This is a genomic window from bacterium (assembly GCA_023150945.1).
GTDB lineage: Bacteria > Zhuqueibacterota > Zhuqueibacteria > Zhuqueibacterales > Zhuqueibacteraceae > Coneutiohabitans.
In genome coordinates this window covers 627655-647158 of sequence record JAKLJX010000001.1, presented here as the reverse complement: position 1 = coordinate 647158, position 19504 = coordinate 627655, and the positions used below count along the sequence as shown (strand labels likewise).

16 protein-coding genes are annotated in these 19504 nt (G+C 59.9%); 7 read left to right on the top strand and 9 right to left on the bottom strand.

What is annotated here, in order from left to right:
• Window positions 1-83: 83 nt before the first annotated feature.
• The gene (gene coaE, locus L6R21_02510) at window positions 84-692 is read left to right on the top strand and encodes a dephospho-CoA kinase (protein MCK6558046.1); all 609 of its coding nucleotides are present in this window, start codon (window positions 84-86) and stop codon (window positions 690-692) included.
• 76 nt (window positions 693-768) lie between these two features.
• Here coaE and L6R21_02505 read toward each other — a convergent pair whose 3' ends face one another.
• The 9 genes from L6R21_02505 to L6R21_02465 all read right to left on the bottom strand — a co-directional run bounded on the left by L6R21_02505 (window position 769) and on the right by L6R21_02465 (window position 11692).
• Window positions 769-1041 (bottom strand): hypothetical protein, encoded by a 273-nt coding sequence (locus L6R21_02505; GenBank protein MCK6558045.1) that lies wholly within the window; start codon window positions 1039-1041, stop codon window positions 769-771.
• Window positions 1019-1261: a hypothetical protein gene (locus tag L6R21_02500; GenBank protein ID MCK6558044.1), complete on the bottom strand. Its 243-nt coding sequence runs from the start codon at window positions 1259-1261 to the stop codon at window positions 1019-1021. The genes L6R21_02505 and L6R21_02500 overlap by 23 nt, the downstream gene beginning before the upstream one ends.
• Before the next feature lie 541 nt (window positions 1262-1802).
• On the bottom strand, window positions 1803-3230 hold the full coding sequence (locus L6R21_02495; protein ID MCK6558043.1) for an aldehyde dehydrogenase family protein: 1428 nt from the start codon (window positions 3228-3230) through the stop codon (window positions 1803-1805).
• A gap of 295 nt (window positions 3231-3525) precedes the next feature.
• A complete protein-coding gene (locus L6R21_02490; protein MCK6558042.1) occupies window positions 3526-3966 on the bottom strand; it encodes a DUF393 domain-containing protein in 441 nt (146 codons plus the stop codon).
• Window positions 3926-4705: a tRNA (guanosine(46)-N7)-methyltransferase TrmB gene (gene trmB, locus L6R21_02485; protein ID MCK6558041.1), complete on the bottom strand. Its 780-nt coding sequence runs from the start codon at window positions 4703-4705 to the stop codon at window positions 3926-3928. The genes L6R21_02490 and trmB overlap by 41 nt, the downstream gene beginning before the upstream one ends.
• Window positions 4706-4823: 118 nt before the next feature.
• A complete protein-coding gene (locus L6R21_02480; GenBank protein ID MCK6558040.1) occupies window positions 4824-6341 on the bottom strand; it encodes a metal ABC transporter permease in 1518 nt (505 codons plus the stop codon).
• Window positions 6338-7366 (bottom strand): metal ABC transporter substrate-binding protein, encoded by a 1029-nt coding sequence (locus tag L6R21_02475; protein MCK6558039.1) that lies wholly within the window; start codon window positions 7364-7366, stop codon window positions 6338-6340. Before L6R21_02475 ends, L6R21_02480 begins: the two co-directional genes overlap by 4 nt.
• Window positions 7367-7445: 79 nt before the next feature.
• Entirely contained in the window at window positions 7446-8726 is a 1281-nt protein-coding gene (locus L6R21_02470) for a hypothetical protein (protein MCK6558038.1), read from the bottom strand.
• Window positions 8727-9247: 521 nt separating this feature from the next.
• On the bottom strand, window positions 9248-11692 hold the full coding sequence (locus L6R21_02465) for a PP2C family protein-serine/threonine phosphatase (protein MCK6558037.1): 2445 nt from the start codon (window positions 11690-11692) through the stop codon (window positions 9248-9250).
• A 312-nt stretch (window positions 11693-12004) separates the two neighbouring features.
• Here L6R21_02465 and L6R21_02460 point away from each other — a divergent pair, with 312 nt between their 5' ends.
• From L6R21_02460 to treS, 6 genes are all read left to right on the top strand, one after another.
• Entirely contained in the window at window positions 12005-12367 is a 363-nt protein-coding gene (locus L6R21_02460; protein MCK6558036.1) for a hypothetical protein, read from the top strand.
• Between the two features lie 383 nt (window positions 12368-12750).
• A complete protein-coding gene (locus tag L6R21_02455; protein MCK6558035.1) occupies window positions 12751-12963 on the top strand; it encodes a hypothetical protein in 213 nt (70 codons plus the stop codon).
• Between the two features lie 277 nt (window positions 12964-13240).
• Window positions 13241-14026 (top strand): class I SAM-dependent methyltransferase, encoded by a 786-nt coding sequence (locus L6R21_02450; protein MCK6558034.1) that lies wholly within the window; start codon window positions 13241-13243, stop codon window positions 14024-14026.
• Window positions 14027-14325: 299 nt separating this feature from the next.
• Window positions 14326-14655, top strand: a complete 330-nt coding sequence (locus tag L6R21_02445) for a hypothetical protein (GenBank protein MCK6558033.1) — start codon at window positions 14326-14328, stop codon at window positions 14653-14655.
• Between the two features lie 5 nt (window positions 14656-14660).
• Window positions 14661-16142, top strand: coding sequence for a trehalose-6-phosphate synthase (locus L6R21_02440; GenBank protein MCK6558032.1), 1482 nt, complete (start codon window positions 14661-14663; stop codon window positions 16140-16142).
• A 32-nt stretch (window positions 16143-16174) separates the two neighbouring features.
• Window positions 16175-19504 carry a maltose alpha-D-glucosyltransferase gene (treS, locus tag L6R21_02435; protein MCK6558031.1) on the top strand — a complete coding sequence of 1110 codons (3330 nt, stop codon included), beginning with the start codon at window positions 16175-16177 and terminating at the stop codon, window positions 19502-19504.

Genomic DNA, 19504 nt, shown 5'->3' with positions numbered 1-19504 from the left:
CGCGCGGGTGGCCGGTGCCTCCGGCAGGGCGCCCAACGCAGAAGCTCAACCACAAAAACACGGTTCATGGAAGGCGGTGTGTTATGCTCGTGGTCGGATTGACCGGCGGCATAGGCTGCGGCAAATCAGAAGTGCGGAGCCGGTTGGTGGCCGCCGGTTTGGAGGCCATCGATGCCGACACCCTGGCGCGGGAATTGACCGACACCAGCGAGGGCATCATCAAGGCCATCAAAACGGAATTCGGGGAGGACATGTACGGCGGGGACGGCCGGCTGCGGCGCAAGGCGCTGGCCGCGATCGTATTCAACGATCGCAAGAAACTCGAAATCCTCAACGGCATCGTGCATCCGCGCGTCATCAGCGCAGTGGAGCGCATGATCGGCAGGTGGGAGGCGGCGGGCAAGAGCATGGCCATCATCGAGGCGGCGCTGCACTACGAAGTCAAATGGAACGAAGCCATGGACGTCATGGTGGTGGTCTATGCCTCGCTGGAAAACCGCATCAACTGGGTCAGGCAGCGCGACGGCATCGACGAAGCGGCGGTGCGGCGCCGCATGGCCAACCAACTGCCGCTCGAGGAGAAAGTAAAGCAGGCCGATTACGTCGTCGAAAACACCGGCGATCTCAATCAACTCGATCGTGCGGTGGAACAGTTGGTGGCGTGGCTGCGCGCGCGCGCCGCGCGGCAATAGCAGTGGGAACGGAGCGCCATTTCCGCAGCGGCAATCGCGAAAGTGCTGGCGGCCCGCTGCGCCGGCGGCTGTGCCCTCATCCGGCAATTTGCGCATCCACTTCTTTCTCTTTGCGGTGGAGATGGACGTAACCGGCGCAAACACCCGCGACGGAATGGCGGCACGAGAAACGCAGTATCTCACCGGAGGTATCCGTGGCCAGCTCGAAATCCTCCAAGCGGCAGGGCGGGGAGGCGGTGCCCTCGTGACCGTCCGATTCTTCGCGATCGAACAGGCTGTGCCGCGGACAGAGCGCCGCGATCTGCTCAAGGGTTTCGCGCAATTCGTCAAGCATCAGTTTCTGATTCACGGCAATATCCAAAGCTGTTGGTGCGGAAGGCGCCGGTCCCTGGCTTGGTTTTGCCTGCCTGCCATTTCTCTTCGCTTGGGTCAATTATCATGTCAAATTGCATGCCGCCACGAGGAGGCTTGGTCGCGCGATTAAACTCAGTATTTGCACTGCACATTCCCAGCGGCGCACGAAAACGCCAGACTTCCCTTGCCTGTTCTTCCGAGAGCGTACTCAACATGTTTATGCGTGAAACAGGCGTCCTGCCGGCTGCTGGCGAGATGCACCCGGCTGATTTTTGCAGCTTAAGTGGACAATGTTCTCTTATTTGGCAAACTGTGTCGTTAAGTTCACCCGTGTCTTTGGGATTCGCTCCAGAAGTTATTGACTTACAGTTCAAATTCGATGAGATAATGGAGTAACTCAAGATCGTCGCCGCACGAATGCAATTGTATCACCTGAAGAACCGGAAGTTGGTGAGATTGGCGACAGCAAGCAGGAATACACAAAAAACATCTTGACTTTAGTGTAATCCTAAGCTATATTGGGCGCGGTTTTAGAATGGTTGTGAGCGGCTGCGAGTAAGAAACAAATAGCTCAGCAGCCGTGAATTGAAAAAAACGGCGCGCGGTACGGTTGACTTCGATACAAACTACGAGATCCCCCCCCAGTCTCGTAAGTTTGAACCGGGTTGTCGAAGTATTAATCGGAAGCGCGCCTTTTTATTTTGTGTCCTGCCCGCTCGCCTGCTGTTTTCCCCTGCTTGAAATTCTCTGCCGGTCTCAAGGTTTGCGCAGAATCATCATGCGAATTTCCGTCATGTCTTCCATCGCGAAGCGAATGCCTTCACGACCAATTCCGCTTTCCTTGACGCCGCCGTAGGGCATGTGATCCACCCGCCACGAGGGCACCTCGCCGATCAACACGCCGCCGACTTCCAGCTTGTCCCACGCTTGATAAGCCTTGTAAATGTCCCGCGTGAAAATGCCGGCCTGCAAGCCAAAACTGCTGTCGTTCACTTCGTTCAGGGCTTGTTCAAAATCTCGGAACGAAGAAAGCACGGCCACGGGCCCAAAAGCTTCGAGGCTGCAGATCTTTTCGTCTTTCGGCACGTTCTCCAGCAAAGTTGCTTCCAGCATGGCGCCGTCGCGCCGGCCGCCGCACAGCAAACGCGCGCCGCGCTTCACGGCGGCATTGATCCAGCTTTCCAGCCGCGCCGCTTCCTGCGCGGAAATCATCGGCCCGATGAAGGTGTCCTCCTCTTTGGGATCACCCATCTTCAGCGCCTGGGTCGCCGCTACCAGTTGCTCGCGAAAGTCTGCGTAAACGCGCTCGTGAATGATGATGCGCTGCACGCCGATGCAACTCTGGCCGGATTGATAAAAGGCGCCGAAGATCACGCGCTTCACCGCATCGGCGAGATCCGCATCGGCATCGATGATGACCGCGGCATTGCCGCCCAGCTCGAGCACGACTTTCTTCTTGCCGGCGCGCCGCTTCAGCTCCCATCCCACCTCCGGCGATCCGGTGAAACTCAACAGCTTCAAACGTTCATCCTCGGCGAAGAGACGCGCGCCGGCGCGCGGGCAGGGCAGAATCGAGAATGCGCCCGGCGGCAAATCGGTTTCTGCCAGCACTTCGCCGATGATCAGGGCGCCGATCGGCGTCAGGCTGGCCGGCTTCAACACAAACGGGCAACCCACTGCCAGCGCGGGCGCCACTTTGTGCGCCGCCAAATTCAGCGGAAAATTGAACGGCGAGATGAACGAGCACGGACCGATGGGTACGCGCTTCCACATGCCCGCATAATTCTGTGCGCGCGGCGAAATATCCAGCGGCAACACTTCCCCGGTCAGACGCACGGATTCTTCCGCGGCAATGCGAAAGGTATCGATCAAGCGGCTCACCTCGCCGCGGCTGTCACGAATCGGCTTGCCGGCCTCCAGGCACAAGCTCAGCGCGAGTTCCTCGGCGCGCTCGCTGAATCGTCGCACGCAATGTTGCAACACCCCCTGGCGCTTGTACGCCGGCAACGCGGCCATGGCTTCGGTGGCCGCCACCGCCGAGGCGATCGCCTGATCAATCGCCTTTTCATCGGCCAGGGCAACGCGCGTGACGACTGCGCCGCTGTACTTGTCGGTTACCTCCAAATCGGCATTGGGCTGCACCGGCTGGTTGGCGAGATAGTAGGGATAGTTGGGCTTGAGCATGATTGTTCTCCTGGGGGTACTCACTCGAAAAATCATTCAGACGAATTTGGTGAAGGACTCTGCATTCGATTCTCAAATTCACCAGGTCACTTCGAGATGGCCGGGCGAAGGTTGACTTGTCGATCTCCAGCGTTTTCCAAATGCGTGCACAGGAATCGTAGTCTTGCCCCTCGTGAGGCACTGTGGTAACCGCGGATTTATTGATTATGACAAACGCCCCCAGGGGCGGGGATTACAAACCTGCTCGCCCAATTGAAAACCGCTTTAAGGTAACAAAGCGCCAGCTCTCGCCGGTTCAAGGCTGGCGGCACGCCGGTGGCGCAGTCTGTTCGCGCGCCGCCGGCGCACGGCAGGCGGCCAGGCCGAGCCAACGCGACAGCCGGTGCCGGTACCGCGCAATCACGGCATAGGCAATGATCTCGAGCACCAACAGCAGCGGCACGGCATAACACAACACCACGAGCAGCCGCCACAGCGGATGTTGCCAGAGAAAAAAGTTGACCGCAAACGCGCCGCGATAAGCGCGTCCACTGCGGGAAACCGCGTGCAGCCGGCGGGCGCATTGCGTTCGCGTGACGCCGAGCGCCTGCAGCTCCGCATCGGAAAGATCTTGAAACGGGATGATACGCCAGCGCCGGCGAACCTCCATCCGCATTGCCTGCGCTGCGCTGAAATTGCAGAGGCCGCAATCGCCGTCAAAAAGCAAGAAATGATGATCCCTGGCCGGCAGCTTCATGATCAGACTCCCCGCCCGCTGGCGAAGACGACAACGAGATTTTGCGTAGTTTGAAGTAGAACAGCGGAAGGCCCTGGCGCCGGAACTTTGTCTCGTAAAGCGTCGGAACGCGATCCGGCAACTCAGAGACGATTCCCGCGGCCTCGCAGCTTTCAAAGCCACCATGCGCCAGAAAATGCTGCAGCATTTCCCGAGCATAGCCGGCAACATCAGTGGCCACGATCACCACTCCCTTCGCTTGCAGGCGATCATGCATCAGCGCGACCAGCGCCGGCTGCACCAGCCGCCGCCGTGCATGGCGACGCTTGGGCCAGGGATCCGGGAAGTTGATGTAGAGGGTCGCCAGTTGCCCGCTGGCGAAAGCCGTTTCGAACGCTGCCTGTGCCGGCATGGCCAGCAATCGCACATTGGCCAATTGCAGACGTTCGCTCTTCTGCTGCGCGCGGGCAATCCCCTTCGCATAGAGATCAATGCCGATGAAGTTCGAGTGCGGCTCGGCCTGCGCCATGGCTGTGAGAAAATGGCCATAGCCGCAGCCAACATCCACTTTGAGCGGATGGTCATTGCCGAAGATCGCCTGCCAACCCTGGCCACCCAACGCTTCCGTCGATGAGATCACCCAGCCGGACGGCGTGACCGCGGCGCCTGCAATTTCGTGCGGGAGAATCATGGCAAACCGAAAACACAGCCGAAAGATTTCGATGAGTCCAACAAAAGCCGACTCGTTGCAGTAAAGCAAGGATGCTCAAAAGCGGAATGACTTTGGGCAAACTGGGTGCTTCTACTTCGTCACGATTGCAATGACGCCCACGGAACCCATGAAACACGCAGAGGGGCTATGGGCGCGCCGCGCGCGGTCAGGGAGAAAAGATTTTGGTTCGCGGGTTCCATTTCAATTCATGATGGTGCTTCTCCCACCACTCGCGAAATGGGCGAATCTCGCTGTCATTGGCAGCCGCTGCTAATTCAGCATGAAAGGGGAAATCAAGATTGAGATGGGCGGACAAATGCTCATGCGCATCCTTGCGGATGTCCGTGGCTTCGCCGTTGTCCATCACCTGGATCAACACCAGCAAGCCATGTGGGTCTCCCAGCTCGAGCGCCGCTTCCGCCAACTCCACGCGAATGTACTCATCCTCCTCCTGGTCAGCGGCGGCGAGCAGTTGCGGCGTGATGCCGGCATGCCCCAATACTTTCGCAGCGCGCACGGCATCTTCCCGCACCAGATCCTGGGGATCGTAGAGCAAAGCGAGCACCTGCGGCAGCGCCGCGGCGAGGCGGCGGTCGATCACCAGCCGCAACGCCTGGCCGCGCACTTCGGCTTCGGCATCAGTCAGCAGCAGCAGGATCTTCTCCAGGCCGGTCTGCTCCAGGCTGGAATCAGCAGCCAGCATGTGCAGGCCGAGCAGCCGTTCATTCTTGAGCGGGCTGGCCAGCAGCTTCGCCGCGTCGCGATCAGGCGCTTTCTCGAACAGCAGGGTCAGGCCAAAGAAGGCGGCGAACGCCACGCCTCCGGCGGCCACCCGCAGCACGGCGACGGCCTTGTCCGCGGCATGCAGCACGTACCACAAGATTCCGCTGGCAATGAGAAAGAGGGCAAAGCAGACCACGATCGTGGGTCCGGAGGGCAAGTCGGAGGTATATGAAATGATCACGCCCAGCAGGCTCACCAACGCGCCGATCACCCAGCCGATGGCAAGCCGGGCGCTCAGCCGATCGGCGAAGAGCACGGCAATCACCGCCGGGATCACGAGAAAGCAAAACACCAGCAGCACGCCCGCAATCGCCACCGAGCTGGTGACCACGAAGCCGAAGGTGAAGTAGAAGAGGAAATCCCACAGCCGCACCGAGACGCCTTCGGCTTCGGCGCGCAGCGGATCATGAGAAATCAACAAGAAGTTACGGCGGAAACGGTAATGAAAAATGCCGATGGCGGCGTACAGCGCCGCTGTCGCAACGATGGTCGAGCCGCGCACCCACAGAATGCTGCCCGCCAACAGGGTCTCCACCTGCTCGGCGCCGTGCGCCAGCCGAGCGGTCATTAGAATGGTGGCGGCGAGCGCCACCGCGTAGGTAATGCCGATAATCGCTTCCTGCGGCACACGCTCATGGCGCATGCGGGTGAGCGAAAAGATGAACGCGCCCACCGAGGCGAAGAGCAGCGAGAAGAGTTTGATGCTCCATTGATCGCCGTCGAGATCGTAGCCGAGCAACACGCCGTACACCGCGCCCAACGCCGCGATCTGCGCCAGCGCCAGATCCACAAAAATCACCTTGCGCGCCAGCACATGAATGCCGAGATAAACATGAATGCCGGCGAGCAGCAGGCACGCCAGCATGGGGTAGGTCATCGTGCGCAGAAACTCTTCGATCATGGTTGCAGGCTCGCGAGCAAATGGTCGATCAGGCGGAAGTAGTTCGGCGCTGCCGTGCCGGCGGCAACGTCGATGGGGACCACCACGACGCGGCCTCCGGTTTGCTCGGCGATGTAGTCGGCCGCGGCCCGCGAGTAGAAATTCTCGATGAGGATGGTGTTGACGCCCTGGGCTTTCATCACCTCGATGACGCGGTCACGATGGCGCGCCGAAGGTTCGATGCCCGGCTTCTCCTCGATCTCGATGGCAACCGTCAAGCCGAAACGCTGGCTGAAGTAGATCCAGGTCTTGTGATACGAAACGATTTTTTTGCCGCGCACTGCCTGTGCCTGTTTCAGCCAGCCGCCGAGTTTGGCTGCGAGATGGCGCGACGCCAGAAACTCCTGCAGTTTGCCCTGGCGCGCCAGCCGCGTGAGTTTGCCAGAGCCGACTTCGCGCAGCAATTCGGGCCCAAACAGCGCTTCATCGAGGCGCTGCGTGTAAGCGGCCAGCCGGCTGTCATAATAGGGCGCGCCCGCCGGGTCGATCGCCTTGAAGCCGTTGGCGATATTCTCCACCATCTGTTTGACGTTGAGCGGGTCAAGCCAGATGTGAGGATTGCCATAGGGATGCACATCACCCCATTCGCGTGACAGGGTCTGCGGCAGCTCCAGCGTGGCAACGTTGGTGGAGGCAATGATCAAACCCGGCTGGCCTTTTTGAATTTTGAGATTACCCGAGCCGGCGATCAGGTTTTCCGTCCACAACTCGAGCTGCAGGCCGATCTCGATGAAAGCATCCGCTTCGCGCGCGCGCTTCATCAGCGTGGGCCGCGGCTGCACAAAATGCGGGTCTTCGTGCGGATCTGCCAGCGCCTGCACCTCTACACGCTCGCCGCCGATTTCTTCGGCAAAATCTTTCAACACCGACAAGGTCGTCACCACGCGCAACTTTTCCTCCGGCGCGCCGGGAACGGCCGCGGTGGCGAGCGACGCAACCAACGCTGCCAGCAATAGCACAGACCGGTACAGCAAAGCATCATTCATGCGAATCTCCATTCTGTCATCTGAACCAATCGGCGAAGCCGAAGGCGTTCGTCTACCTGCGGGAGCGTGCGGCGCGCGGTCAGCGATTCACCCAATACGGCTCGGTGGGATGCGCGCCGAATACGAAGTTGATCTCGAGTATGGCGGTGTTGAGACCGTCAAACTCCATGTCGCTTTTGACATGCTCCCAGCCCAGGCGCAGCCGCAGGAATTCCGTGGTGTAGTAACTCAAGAATGCAGCGTAGGCGCGGGTCTGCAATTTGGTACCGGCGAGCGCCTCGGCAAAATCCGCGCGCACGCCCAAATAAGTGCGGCGATTGAACTGGTATTGCGACCAGGCATAATAGCCCAGCGGCCGGCGGCTCGGCAGTTCATCATCCGCCAGGTTGTATCTCGTCCAATACAACTCGCCGCCCAGCAAAAAGGAATGCCATTCACCGCGGGCCCTGGGTTTCCACTTGTAAGTGAGGTCAAGGCCGTATAGCCGGCTGTGCAAGCCCTCCTCGCCTCCGGATTTGCCCCAATAGCCGCTCGCACCCAACTCCAGATCATGGCCGGGCGCGAGATCCCAAAACCATTTGACGTGCGCCAGCCCCGCGAGATGATCAACGGCATTTTCCGCGGCAATCGGCAGGTTGCCGCCGTTCAACAAATCGACGGTGGCTTCCAGGGTGTTGGCCGTGCCCGGCGTGGGCAGGAAGAACTGCGCCGACAAACCGTTCTGTATGAAGCCCTCCTCGCCGAGAAAAGCTTGCAGCGCGCGTGGATAGGAAGTCTGCGGCAGATCATGCAAATGCACTTTGTTGAAGCGGCCAAACTCCGGCCGGTAGCGGCCGGCTTTCAGCTTCAGGCCGAGCGGCGCGGCATTGAGCAGCGGCAGCTTCTTGAGCACGAGGTAGCCCTCCTCGATGCCGGTGGCGAACTGATTGGGCACTTCGGATTCCACCGCGACGATCAGAAAGCCATCGGCCCAGGGATCAATCGCCGCGCGCAGGTCGATCTCGACCTCGCGCAGATTGAAACGGTCGTCGATCCGCTCTCCTTCCTCGAGCGCCACGGCTTGGTTGTCAAAACGGCCGAGGAAATTGCCGAAGGCGGTCAGACGGGGATTGAACACATTGGCCGATTGCGGCGTGGCATTTACCCGCTGGCTGGCTTCGGCGAGGCGCTGTTCGAGATCTTCGATCTGGGCGCGCAGCTCTGCAAGCTCATCGGCATGCACCTGTCTCAGTTCCTGAATTTGGCGCTGCAGCTCCTCGAGCGCCGGCGGAGCGGGCGTGGTTTGGCTGCGGGCTTGCGGCCATGCGACCGCCACCACAATGAGAATCGTAATGCTGAGTCGCCATGTCCATCGTGTCATTCGATCATCTCCCTTCATACGAGTGGTCTGTTACCTTGAAATGTGTAGCCCCCACGCCTGTCCCCTGCAAGGATCCTGTGAAAATTTGAGCACGGTGTCAAATACCTCACAAGATGCCTTCTGAATGACACGCGGAAGCATTTATACAAATCAAAGCAACAAAGTACCAGCGCGCCAGGACAATTGTATGGCAGATTGCTGAAATGCGCGGAAACGATTGCGCGCGGTGCAACGCGGCGCAATGTGCGAAACTTTTGCCTTCATTGCAAGCTGCACCACGAGCACCGGTGCAGGCGGGCACGCATGCCGGAGGTTCGTGCCGCCGGCATGCCATTCCTCTGTTTGGAAATTTTTCCGGGCAGGTCTTGGGGGATCATGCGAGTGCGGCAGCCGCTCGGCAAGCGGCGCCAACTGCGATCGGCGGCACCGCTGCCGTGGCCTTTGCCGGTACGATGCAGTTGGCAGGCAAATGATTCCAGCGGCCTGCGCGAGGCGGCACCGAATCGGGGGAGGGCAAGCCGTCAGTTCGCTTTCAATACCACCAGCGTCATATCATCGTGTTGGGGATGGTCGCCAGCAAAATCTCTCACTTCCCCGAGGATTTCGTGCACCAGCGCTGCCGCGCTGCTGTGCTGATGCCGCTGCAATAACTGCAGAAAACGCGCTTCGCCGAATTCCTCATGGCGACTGTTCATGGCCTCGGTGAAACCGTCGGTGTAAAGCACCAGGGTGTCGCCCTGCGTCATCTGCAGTTCGCCTTCGACCAGCGTGCGCGTGAACACTTCGCCGGGGTCGAGGCCGAGGCCGATGCCGGCCGTCTGCAGCAGGCTCGCCTGGCTTTCTCCGCTGCGGAAGACGATGCCGGGATTGTGGCCGGCGCGCGCGAAGCGCAGCAGCTTGCGCCGGCTGTCGAGCACGGCGTAGAACATGCTGACGTACCAATTGCGTTCAATCGTACGATACATCAGGTTGTTGACTTTGCTCAACACCTGCTTGGGCGAGCTTTCTTCACCGGCATGCGATTGCAGGATGCCCTTGGTGAGGGTCATGTAGATGGCGGCGGGAATGCCCTTGCCGGAAACGTCGCCGACGGCAATGCCGAGGTTGCCGTCCTGCAACTCGACGAAATCAAAATAGTCGCCGCCCACTTCGAGCGCCGGCACGCACAGGCCGGCAATGTCAAAACCCTGCACGCGCGGCTGGTGTTTGGGCAGCAGGCCGAGCTGCACGCGATGCGCGATTTCCAGTTCCTTCTGCAGCCGCACGCGCTCTTTGATGCGGCGAATGTGCGCCGGTTCCGCTTCCGGCGTGAACTCAAATTCGCGGCCGCGCACGGCGCCGGCGAGGCCCACGCCCAGCAAGCCGGTGAGCACACCGATGCCCGCCAGCGCATTGCCCACAAAGAACGGCGCCTCGCTGCCCAGGAGCGGGCCGATCATGTTCGCGGCGGCCAGCACTGCCGCGGAAGTCATGGCCGCCAGCAAGCCATGGCGCCAGAAAATGAAGCCCTGCAGCAAGCCGGTCGCGATGCTCGGTACCAACATGTAATAGGAGGGGCGGAGATTGTAGGTCTCATTGAAGAAGACCTGGAAGAGGCCGTCGAGCACGGCGGCGATCACGATGGCCCCGGCGGTTGATTTCAGCAGGCGACGCAGCGCTGAAATCAAGAATAGGCGAAAAACCAATTCGCCGAACAGCGCCGCCATCAACATGTTGGCGAGGATGCCGAAGACTGGCAGAGTCTGATCGTGCAGGGAAGGCCCGCCGCCGCTCAAGCGCGGCAGCACGCCGAGATGCTCAATCATCAAGAAGGTCAATCCCTGTACCAGGCCAATGAGGACCAAACCATAGGCAAAACCGGCCGGCAATTCCCGGCCGATATTCTTGGTGAACCATTTGTGGTTGAAGACGCTGTCAACACCGGCGAGCAAGCGCGACGCCTCGGCGCGTATTGCCTGTTCGCCCACGGTCCAGCTTGCCAGCACCATCAAGGCGACCAAATTGTAACCGAAGGCGGTGGACACCCCGAGTTGAATGAATTTGGTGTAGAGGTGGCTGATTTGCCCGAACCCAACGCCCACGCCGGCGCGATCCCAACTATTGATCGCCTGCAGAATCAGCACAAAAAACAAAATGCCGGCGAGCCACAGGCCGGTGCGCACGCCGATTTCGCCTTCATGATATTTGCGCAGGAAGGCAATCAAGGAACCAAAGAGCAGCAGCAGATAAACGATCACCGAGACGGTGTTCAGCAGAATATTCGCCGAACTGACCACGCCCGAGGCGGTAACGAAATTCTGCGGATCGCGCAGGTAGCGCACCATACCGGAAAGCTCGGCGCCGGCGAAATGCACCTCCACGACTTCCGCGGCCTCCCCCAGGGCGGCAGCGCGGCGGGCAAACACCAGGTGGTGATCGGTGCGCCGCAATTTTTGTGTGCGCGCAGATTGTTCGAGCTTGAACTGCTCGGGTTGAATACCGGGCCAGCCCTGCACCGCCTGGCGTGCCAGTTGCGCGGCGGTCTCGCTGCTCAGCGTGTCGGCGGCAACCGAATCCGGCACGACATGCAGGAAGCTCAACAACTCTCCGGAGGCGGAAACGCGCACGCGGTAGGTTTCCTGCTGCTGATCTTTGGGGACGTTGCGATAGAAATCGAATTGCCAGAAGGCGGTGGGCAATTGGCCGGCGCGGGCCTGTTCCATGATTGGCTGCACGCCAAAGCGGCTCATGAGATACTCCAGCGCCGAACCGTCATACACGAAGAGGCCGTCAGAAAAGAAGCCGGCGACCGAAAAGTTGTGTTGCTGCAAGCACGAATCTGCCACAGCTCGCGCCTGGCTTTTGTTGAGGCGCACATCCGCGGCAAAGAAGGGATTGATTCTGGGCATGAAATGAATGGCGAGCACCAGCCCGGCGAGGGCCAGCAAGCCAAGAGTGACGAGACGCGAGGGCGACGGGCGGTTCATGAATTCTCCAAAGCAGTCATGAGCAGAGCAAGAGCGGATGCAACCGCGTGCAAAATACACCGGCTTTTACACGAAAACAAAGCAAATGTTACGAGCGCGGTGTGCCGCGCCTTTGCACGGCAGCGCAAGAGCCGCGGCGCCATGCCGCGCTTGTTCACCCCTGCTGACTGCATTCCCGCCCGGCGCGGTTCGAATCTTTCTGCCGGCGGGGGTATGAAGTGCTTGACATTAGGCGCCGAAATTCGTATTTGGAAAAACGGAAACGCCAACAAATAATCGACAAGTATTCACCATCCATTTTCGATTGAAGTCATGTTGAGTCCCACTGCAAACATCCTTCTTGCAGGCCTGAAGCCGGTGTGGCTGCTGTTGTTCAGCAAAGCCGGGCTGGCGACCGCTTTTTTTCTCGGGCAGCAAATCGGATTTGGCAGCGGACTATTGCGATTCTGCCGCAGCGCGAATACCGTGCCGTTTCTGCTCTTGGAATTGCGCTTGCGCCTCAACCTGCGCTACTGGGTGGTGCGGGCTTCCCGCCTCATGATCCAAGATGAACTCCGCCGGCCACTGCTTCTCTCCGGCAACCGGGAAATGCTTTGTTTCGGCGCCGGTCGCAGCACTCTCGACTTCTTCAAAACTCTTGCCCTGAGCGACGTTTCTCCGCCTGCCGTCGCCTAGTCCTATCTAAGCTTCGCACACGTTGAGCTGTCACCGCTCCGCCGCTACTATTCTGGTTGCGGAGGGTACGCTGTTTGTTGTTGTCTAATGGAATTTTGCTCGTACAGCCGCGATGTCCGGCAATGTAAAATGCCGGCGCCGGCGGTGTAACCGGCGCGCGTTGCCTTGTTTTGTCGTTCCCCGCCGGCCAGCCTGATTCTCGGAGCCGGCAGGCAGCGCCACCCACTGCAAGACGCCTGCACTCTTGTCTGCACCCCGGGAGTGCTGCTCTCCCCGTGGGCGCGAAAGTATCGGCGGCCTCGCGCGGCAATCACTGCGGAGGAAGGAATCAAGTTTGCCGAGCATGAGTCGTTTGCAATGAACTCCTAACCGGAGAATGTGAGATGAGCAAAAGCAAAAAACGCATGGCAACGAAGCCCGCCGAAATCAACGTGGTGGAAGAGACCAAAACCGCGCCGGAATTCACGCCGGGCAACAACTCAGGCCAGGTGCCGCTCCACCTGCGCGAGAAAAAGCAGGTCGATGGCATTTGGGTGCTGCTGGTCTTCGCGGCGCTCTTCCTGCTGCTGATGGTGATGGGCTGGTGGGCGAGTTGAATGCCGCATGGCTTTTCCTCCCCTCCCATAGAAAATCGTCCGGACGCTCCAGTTGACGCCGCGAGGATGGCAAAGTGCAAAGGATGTGAGGCAAAGCGTGCTGCGTCCGGACGATTCTTCTGAGCGTGCCCACTGAGGCGGCTGCATCTTCAGGCCGTACCCACGGGTGGGCGGGCCTGGCCATACCATTCAACCTCGAAACCTGAAAAGCGTGATCGCCTTTCCTCCGGCCGCGGAAAGACGGCGATCATCATCCTCATCCCACCGGAGGACGCACATGCAAAACATTCAACATCATTTTTTGAGGATCGCGCCGCGTTATCGCGATCTGCGCGTGACCGATCTGGCGCCCATCGCTTACATCGCCGAAAGGCTGCAGACGATGCCCGAAATCGTGGCCGCCGATGTTGGCTGCGGCGCCGGCCGGTATGATTTGAAGCTGTTCGAGCACCTCGGCGCGCGGCTGCAGCTCTATTGCCTCGATGGCAGCCCGACGATGTTGCGGGAGTTGCGCCTTTATCTTCAGCAGTACGGCCTGCACGACTTTGCCGCCATTCATGCCTATGCGCATGACCTGCCGCTGCCGGCCGCCTCGTTGCATTGCCTGTTCACGTTCAATGCCATTCATCATTTCAAACTCGGCCTGTTCCTGAGTGAGGCCCAGCGGGTGCTGCGAGACCAGGGCTCTCTCTTCATTTACACGCGGCTGCGCAGCCAAAACCGCCGCAACATTTGGGGCAAACACTTCCCCGGCTTCAGTCAAAAAGAGACACGCTTGTATGAGCTGGGCGAATTGCGGCGCCTCATCAATCAGCAACCTCACCTGCAGTTGCAATCAGTGGAATTTTTCAAATTCGAACGCGTGTGCGATCTGCCGGAACTGCGCCGGCGCGCCCGCCAGCGCCACTATTCCACCTTCTGCTTGTATGAGAAGAACGAGTTTGCCCTGGCAGTGCGGGAATTCGAGCGCCGCTTGCGGCGGCACTGTCGCGACTTGACCAACATCCGCTGGTTCGACGAAAACGTGCTATTGGTGCTGCGACGGGCACCCCGATCGCAGTGAGAACCCGGCCGCGCAAAATTTGCTCCGCTGCCCGCTCCGGTGCGGCGAGGCCCTTTGCGCTTGCGGGATGAGGTGAGATCGTGCCTGGCCCGCTGCTATCATGATTGCGCAGCCGGGGTCTGTCCGAAAAGGCTCCAACCTCGGCTGAGCCGAGATTTCCAAGACTTCGGGCGTCGTGGAAATTCTGAGGATTTTGATGCAACTGCCACGCCGCTGCAGGCACATTTTCTCGAGAGTTCGCGAATTCGAACGGACACGCGCTCTGCTCCCTTGCGGGACGCACCCGCAGCCGCGACGTCATGGACTTCGCCGACGGCCTCCAGGCCGTGGCAGCTACCAGAACGACGCCAACGATACACCAACAAGCTGCACTGAGCCGCCGGCAGCAGCTCCCCCTCGTTAGCCTGCCTCGAGTTGGCCTTGAACGCGCGACGCCGAGGATGTTCCAGTACTGGCTGTTCGAGTTTGCGCCAAACACCTGCGTGTCTTCCCGTGCCGTGCAAAACCACACTGCCGGTTATGCCTGGCGTTCGCCCGATCGTTCCCTCTTCGCGATCGCGCCGTACCCGACCCTGGCTCTGGAGCAGGAGTTGTGCCCGAAAGGGATCGTCTTTACGAAAACGGAGTAGCGCATATGTGGACGAAAGAAGCCTTGTATGAACTGATTCAAAACCGGTTGCGTGGCTATCAATTCATCATTGTTGCCAATCGCGAGCCTTACATTCACCGCTATGCCGGAGACCAGATCGAGTGCGTCCAACCCGCGAGCGGCATGGCGGCGGCGCTCGATCCGCTGATGCGCGCCTGCGGTGGCGTGTGGGTCGGGCACGGCAGCGGTGATGCCGATCGCCAAACCGTCGACGGTAGTGATCATGTAGCAGTGCCGCCCGACGAGCCGCAATACACGCTGCGCCGCGTCTGGCTCACCAAAGAGCAGGAACGCGGCTACTATTACGGTCTTGCCAACGAGGGCCTCTGGCCACTGTGCCACATCGTTTTTTCACGGCCGGTTTTTCATCCGGCGGACTGGCAGACCTATCGCGAAGTGAACCGCTTGTTCGCCGAGGCCGTGCTGCAGGAAGTCGACAATCGGCCGACGTTCGTTTTTATTCAAGACTATCACTTTACCCTGCTGCCGCGCATGTTGAAGGAGCGCAATCCCAGCCTGATCGTGGCGCAATTCTGGCACATTCCGTGGCCCAACCCGGAGACTTTCCGCGCCTTCCCCTGGAAGGAAGAATTGCTCGACGGCATGCTGGGCAATGATCTGCTCGGTTTTCATCTGCGCTATCATTGTCTGAATTTTCTCGATACGGTGGATCGCAGCCTGGAGACCAAAGTCGACCGGGAGCGCTTCGAGATTACCCGCGGCGGCAAAACCACGGCCGTGCGGCCGTTTCCCATCGGCATCGATTTCGACCGGCAGGAAGGAAAGGCGAAAAGCGCCGCGGTCACCCGTGAGATGGAGCACTGGCGCCACCAATTGGGCCTGCGCCACGAGAAAGTCGGCATCGGCATCGATCGCATCGATTACACCAAGGGCATTCCCGAGCGTTTGCGTGCGCTGGACTGGCTGCTGGAGAAGCATCCCGAGTATCGTGAGCGCCTGGTGTTCGTGCAAATCGGCGTACCCAGTCGCGTCCATATTCATCAATACAAGCTGCTCGATGACGAGATCGACCGCCTGGTCGAGGAGATCAACTGGAAATGGCGCAGCGGACCCTGGCGGCCCATCCTCTTCCACAAACAGCACTGCTCGCCGGTGCAGATGATGGCGCTGCACCGCCTGGCGGATTTTTGCGTGGTCAGCTCGCTGCACGACGGCATGAACCTGGTGGCCAAGGAATTCCTCGGCAGCCGTTTCGATGAGGGCGGCGCCTTGATTCTGAGCCAGTTCACCGGCGCCGCGCGCGAGTTGGTGGACGCGCTGCAGGTGAATCCCTTTGCCACCGCAGAAATCGCGGCGGCCATCCATCACGCGCTCACCATGCCGGAAGAAGAGCGCCGCAAGCGCATGCAGAAACTGCGCGCCGCCGTCGCCGACAACAATATCTACCGCTGGGCCGGCAAAGTGATCTCCAATCTCCTGAAGTTCGAGTTTCCCGAGGTGGACTGAGAAACTGCTCCTCTGCAACCATGAAGGAACCGATGGCCAGAAACGACTTGCAATTGCCGGACGAGCCCCTGTGGTTCAAGGATGCCGTCATCTATGAACTGCACATCAAGAGCTTTTGCGACAGTGATGATGACGGCGTGGGTGATCTGAAGGGACTTTTGCAGAAGCTCGACTACCTGCAGCGCCTGGGCGTGACCGCGCTCTGGCTGCTGCCCTTCTATCCCTCGCCGCTGCGTGATGACGGCTATGACATCGCCGACTACTACGCCGTGCATCCGCAATACGGCACGCTGAGCGATTTCAAGCTGGTGCTGCGCGAGGCGCATCGCCGCGGCCTGCGCGTCATCACCGAGCTGGTGCTCAATCACACCTCCGACCAGCACCGCTGGTTTCAGAAATCGCGCGCCGCCAAACCCGGCTCGATCTGGCGCAATTTCTACGTGTGGAGCGACACGCCCGACAAGTATCGCGACGCCCGCATCATCTTTCGCGATTTTGAAACCTCGAACTGGACCTGGGATCCGGTCGCCAAAGCCTATTTTTGGCATCGCTTCTATTCCCACCAACCGGACTTGAATTTCGAAAATCCGCACGTGGTGCGGGCCATGTTGCGGGTGGTGGATTACTGGTTCGACATGGGAGTGGACGGCATGCGCCTGGATGCCGTGCCCTATCTGTTCGAACGCGAAGGCACCAACTGCGAGAATCTGCCGGAGACCTATGACTTCCTCCAAACCCTGCGCGCCCACGTCGATCAGAGATTCAAAGATCGCATGCTGCTGGCGGAAGCCAATCAATGGCCGGAAGACGCGGTCGCCTACTTCGGCCGCGGCAACCGCTGCCACATGGCGTTTCATTTTCCGCTGATGCCGCGCTTGTTCATGGGCGCGCGCATGGAAGACCGCTTCCCCATCGTCGATATTTTCGAGCAAACGCCCGCCATTCCCGCAAACTGCCAGTGGGCGCTCTTCCTGCGCAATCACGATGAGCTGACGCTGGAAATGGTGAGCGATGAAGAACGCGATTACATGTATCAGGTCTATGCCAAGGACCCGCAGGCGCGCATCAACCTGGGCATTCGCCGCCGTCTGGCGCCCCTGCTCGGCAACAATCGCCGCAAGATCGAGCTGATGAACATCCTGCTCTTCTCGCTGCCGGGCACGCCCGTGCTCTACTATGGCGATGAAATCGGTATGGGTGATAATCATTATCTCGGCGACCGCAACGGCGTGCGCACGCCCATGCAGTGGAACGCCGACCGCAACAGCGGCTTCTCGCGCGCCAACCCGCAGAAACTCTATTTGCCCGTGATCATCGATCCCGAATATCTCTTCGAAGCGGTCAACGTCGAGAACCAGGAACGCAATCAATCCTCGTTGCTGTGGTGGATGCGGCGGGTGCTGGCACTGCGTCGGCGGTTCAAGGCTTTCGGCCGCGGCAGCATCGAATTTCTCCCCAGCGACAATCCTCGCGTCCTGGCATTCATTCGCAGCTATGAGGAAGAAATCATTCTCGTGGTGGTGAATCTTTCCCGCTTCTCCCAGGCCGTTGAGCTGGAGCTGGCCTCCTATGACGGCTATGTGCCCATCGAGGTGATGAGCGGCAACAAGTTTCCGGCGATCAAGTCAACGCCGTATGTCTTGACGCTGGGATTCTACGACTACTACTGGTTTGCCCTGAAGAAGGCCGTCACGCCTGCGGGTCTCCAACCGCGGCGCGATATTCCGGTGCTGGCGGCGAACGGCGACTGGCACGCCGCGCTGCAGGGCAAGGCCAAAGAACGGCTGGTGCAGGAGATTCTGCCTGCGTATTTCGCCGGCTGCCACTGGTTCAGCAGTCAAGCGCGCAGTCTGCAGCAAGTATGCCTGCTGGACAGCATCCCGCTGGAAAGCAGCGGCGCGATGCACGTGGCGATTCTCGAACTCCACTACGAAGAAGGCGCCAGTGAATTGTATCTGCTGCCCTTGTCGTTTCTTCGCGGGCTCGCGCTGGAAAAGATCCAGGAATCACCTCAGGCAATCATCGCCCATCTGCAAACCGATCTGCCGGGTGCTCTGTGCGATGCCACCTACGATGAGTCGTTTCGCCGGCACCTGCTGACCGCGGTTGCGAAGCGCCTGCGCGCGCGGGGACAGCACGGGGAGTTGTCGGCTCATGCCGGCCTGCTGCTCAAGAATCGCAAAGAAAAAGAGGCCGGGGTGGAAAAATCTCAGCTCGTCAAGGTGGAGCAAAACTGCAGTTCGATCATCTACGGCAGCGAGTACTTTTTGAAGCTCTATCGCCGCCTGCAGGAAGGGCCGCATCCGGATCTCGAAATCGGCCGGTTCCTTTCGGAACAGGCGGCGTTCACTCACACGCCGGCTTTCTTGGGTGCGCTGGAATATCGCCGAAACGGCGCCGAGCCGATCTTGATCGGCGTGTTGCAGAAATTCGTACCTCATGCCGGCGAGGCCTGGTCCTACACCCTGGGCTCGACCGGCCGCTACCTGGAACGCGTGCTTGCCAAACAGGTGGAAGTACCGGAGGCACCGTCGGTGCCGGCTGCACTGCTGCAAATCGCCCAACAAGAGCCGCCACCGCTCGTGCAGGAACTGATCGGTGGCGTCTATCTGGAAACGGCACGTCTGATCGGCAAGCGCACCGCCGAGCTGCATTTGGCGCTTGCCGGCAGTGCGCATCCGGCTTTTGCGCCGGAGCCGTTCACCCAATTGTACCAGCGCGCGCTGTACCATGCCATGCGCACCGCGGCCCGCCGCGCCCTGGAGCGTCTGCGCCGCAACCTGCGCGAGTTGAACGAGGGCGTGCGCAGTGAGGCGGAGAAGGTTTTAAAATCGGAGAAGGAGATCGTTAACCGTTTCAGCCGGATTTTCAGCCGAAGAATTTCCGCGATGAAAATCCGCATACACGGCAACTACCAACTCGGCAGATTGCTCTTCACCGGCAATGATTTCATCATTACCGATTTTGCGGGCGACCCGGGGCAGGCGCTGAGCGAACGCCGGTTGAAGCGATCGCCGCTGCGCGACGTGGCGGGCATGATTCGCTCATTTCACTATCCCGCCTACGTCACCTTGTTTCGCGACAAGACCATCTCCCCGCGGGATGTGCAAAGCCTCAAGCCCTGGGCGGACCTCTGGTATCAATATGTGTCCGGCACCTTCCTGCAATCCTATCTCGAAACCGCCGGCGGCGCGGCGTTTCTGCCGGCCCGTCCCGAGGAGTTGGAGCTGCTGCTGCATGCCTATCTTTTGGGAAAAGCCCTGCAGGAAATGAGCGACGAGCTTGCCCGGCGGCCGGATTGGGTGATCATTCCGCTGCACGGCATTCTGCACTTGCTGGCGAGTGAAACCAGGACAGACTGA

Excerpts from the sequence above, each read along its gene's own strand:
- coaE (MCK6558046.1), top strand. The coding sequence starts at position 84 with ATGCTCGTGGTCGGATTGACCGGCGGCATAGGCTGCGGCAAATCAGAA.
- L6R21_02500 (MCK6558044.1), bottom strand. The coding sequence starts at position 1,261 with ATGTTGAGTACGCTCTCGGAAGAACAGGCAAGGGAAGTCTGGCGTTTT.
- L6R21_02495 (MCK6558043.1), bottom strand. The coding sequence starts at position 3,230 with ATGCTCAAGCCCAACTATCCCTACTATCTCGCCAACCAGCCGGTGCAG.
- L6R21_02490 (MCK6558042.1), bottom strand. The coding sequence starts at position 3,966 with ATGAAGCTGCCGGCCAGGGATCATCATTTCTTGCTTTTTGACGGCGAT.
- L6R21_02480 (MCK6558040.1), bottom strand. The coding sequence starts at position 6,341 with ATGATCGAAGAGTTTCTGCGCACGATGACCTACCCCATGCTGGCGTGC.
- L6R21_02475 (MCK6558039.1), bottom strand. The coding sequence starts at position 7,366 with ATGAATGATGCTTTGCTGTACCGGTCTGTGCTATTGCTGGCAGCGTTG.
- L6R21_02470 (MCK6558038.1), bottom strand. The coding sequence starts at position 8,726 with ATGACACGATGGACATGGCGACTCAGCATTACGATTCTCATTGTGGTG.
- L6R21_02465 (MCK6558037.1), bottom strand. The coding sequence starts at position 11,692 with ATGAACCGCCCGTCGCCCTCGCGTCTCGTCACTCTTGGCTTGCTGGCC.
- L6R21_02460 (MCK6558036.1), top strand. The coding sequence starts at position 12,005 with ATGTTGAGTCCCACTGCAAACATCCTTCTTGCAGGCCTGAAGCCGGTG.
- L6R21_02455 (MCK6558035.1), top strand. The coding sequence starts at position 12,751 with ATGAGCAAAAGCAAAAAACGCATGGCAACGAAGCCCGCCGAAATCAAC.
- L6R21_02450 (MCK6558034.1), top strand. The coding sequence starts at position 13,241 with ATGCAAAACATTCAACATCATTTTTTGAGGATCGCGCCGCGTTATCGC.
- L6R21_02445 (MCK6558033.1), top strand. The coding sequence starts at position 14,326 with ATGGACTTCGCCGACGGCCTCCAGGCCGTGGCAGCTACCAGAACGACG.
- L6R21_02440 (MCK6558032.1), top strand. The coding sequence starts at position 14,661 with ATGTGGACGAAAGAAGCCTTGTATGAACTGATTCAAAACCGGTTGCGT.
- treS (MCK6558031.1), top strand. The coding sequence starts at position 16,175 with ATGGCCAGAAACGACTTGCAATTGCCGGACGAGCCCCTGTGGTTCAAG.